This window comes from Stenotrophomonas sp. HMWF003 (genome assembly GCF_003061285.1).
Taxonomy (GTDB): Bacteria; Pseudomonadota; Gammaproteobacteria; order Xanthomonadales; family Xanthomonadaceae; genus Stenotrophomonas; species Stenotrophomonas maltophilia_AP.
Genome location: NZ_QAIW01000111.1, coordinates 1 through 1,993, shown reverse-complemented (window position 1 = coordinate 1,993; position 1,993 = coordinate 1). Strand labels below are relative to the sequence as shown.

Genomic DNA, 1,993 nt, shown 5'->3' with positions numbered 1-1,993 from the left:
GGGTAGCACACGCCGGCATCGGCGCAGCCCTGGTAACGCACTTCCAGGGTCACCGTGTCGGTGCCGTCGTCGGCCTTGCCCGGCAGCACGGCGGTGAGCCGCTCGCGGTAGGTTTCCACCTCGCCGAAGAAGTCGTCGTGGTGCTTCTTGCCGGCCGGCATCTGCAATGCCTCGGCGGCAAAGCCGGCATCGGCCTTGACCGTGGTGCGGTGGCGGTACAGGTAATAGCCCGGCGCGATCTTCCAGCTGATCTCGACGCGGTCGCGATCACGCGCCTGCGCGGTCAGCCCGAACGCTTCGTCCACCGGCAGCAGGTCTTTCTCGCTGACGGCCCACGCCGGCAGGGACACCACGAACAACGCGCACAGCGCGGCAACACGACGAAGCAGCGTCATCAATCAGTTTCCTCACGGGTCTGCGCCCGAATCCAGTCCAGGTACGCCGGCAGGCCGACGCGGGTTTCGACCGCGATGCACTCCGGGAGTTCATACGGATGCAGGGCCTGCACCCGTGCGATGGCCGCGTCCAGGCGGCTGCCGGTGGTCTTGATCAGCAGTTGGACCTCGTGGTCCTCGCTGATCTCCCCGTGCCAGCGGTAGGTGGAGTGCGCCCCGTCCAGGCGGGTGACACACGCCGCCAGGCGTTCTTCCACCAGCGCACGCGCCAGCCGCGTCGCGGTGGCCGCGTCGGGGCAGGTGGTGAACAGCATGAATATGGGATCGACGGTCGACATGACCGCCGAGTATAGGACTGCCAGACCCGGATGGTCCGGCCGGCGCCGTTGCGGCGCCGGCCGGCGGGGCTCAGTTGAGCAGCTGGCAGCTGGTCGGCTTGGCCGAGGTGAACAGGGCCGGGGTGGCCCATTCGGGGTGGTCGATGAACGGGTTGCGGTTGCCCTGGAAGCTGTAAATCACTTCATTGCGGGCGCGTTCGGCGGCATCCGGCGGATCGGACAGGTGCCATTCGATCAGGGTCGAGAGCAGGCCCATGTACGCCGGCGAGGCCGAGGTCTTGACGATTTTGGCCCGGTCGTCGGTCAGCTCCAGGTCGGGTTCGGACTGCCCGGTCTTGGCGTCTTTGCCCCCTTCATAGCGGATGGCCATGTACATCACGGCCCGCGCCATGTCGCCCTTGCGGTGGCCCCACACTTCGAAGGTGCCGGTATTGCCGTCCGGCGTGCGCACCCAGTTGGAGTTGCCGGGGTAGCCACCGCTGCCGCCGCCAAAGCCGTTGTTGGACTCGGTGGCGCGCTCGCCGCAGTTGCTGTCGCACTTGCCGAACGGCTTGTTGCCGCGGTCGGCGTTCCACTGTGCGTCGGTCAGGTACAGCATGTGGGTGTCGGTGTAGGGCGCATACGGCAGGCCCTTGTCGCCGGTGGTGTTGGCAAAGCCCAGCGAGTTCGGCCAGGTGTGTTCGCGGTTGTAGGTCAAGCCGCTGCCGGTGCCCGCGCGGCCGCTTACCTTGGTGTAGCTGCGGTTGCGGTAGGCGTCCAGGATCTTGCCGCTGTTGTTGGGATCTTCGTCGGCGATTTCCAGGATGGTCCAGGTGCTGGTGCCCGAGCCGCTGTACGGGTAGGCGGTGTGGCCCTTGATGGTTTCATGCAGCGAGCAGCGCAGCTGGCTGGGGTTGGCGGTGTTGACGCGCGAGTAGTACTCGCCGGGGGTGCCCGGGTTGCCGGGGTCGGGATTGCCCGGGTCCGGGTTGCCGGTGCTGCTGGCCACGGTGAAGGCAATGCGGGTGTCGGCGGCGGGGCGGGCGCCCTGGGCGTCGCTGACCTTGGTGGCGCGGATGTCGAACCGGCAGGCTTCGCCGGCCACCAGGGCGGTGTTGGTGGAGACGGTGAAGGTGCTGCCGCTGCTGGCGTGGCTGAGCGGCACGGTGCCGGACTGGCCGCAGCTGAGCACGAACGCGCCGCTGGCCAGGGTGACGGTTTCGCTGAAGGTGACGCGGAGGTCGGCGGCGGCGGGGAAGGTGCTGGCGCCCTGTTCGGGGG

The 1,993-nt window shown here is 68.2% G+C and carries 3 protein-coding genes; all 3 read right to left on the bottom strand.

Features of this window, described 5'->3' with window-relative positions; genetic code table 11:
• Positions 1 to 395, bottom strand: a 395-nt coding sequence (locus DBR34_RS04395) for a protein-disulfide reductase DsbD domain-containing protein (protein WP_258223661.1), incomplete at its 3' end; no start/stop codon positions are given.
• Positions 395 to 733, bottom strand: a complete 339-nt coding sequence (cutA, locus tag DBR34_RS04390) for a divalent-cation tolerance protein CutA (protein ID WP_128095870.1) — start codon at positions 731 to 733, stop codon at positions 395 to 397. The genes DBR34_RS04395 and cutA, both read right to left, overlap by 1 nt.
• Positions 734 to 803: 70 nt before the next feature.
• The coding region (locus DBR34_RS04385; protein WP_128095869.1) for an endonuclease at positions 804 to 1,993 on the bottom strand (1,190 nt) is incomplete at its 5' end.

What these genes read in the sequence shown, in the direction of transcription:
- cutA (WP_128095870.1), bottom strand. Translation starts at nt 733, where the DNA reads ATGTCGACCGTCGATCCCATATTCATGCTGTTCACCACCTGCCCCGAC.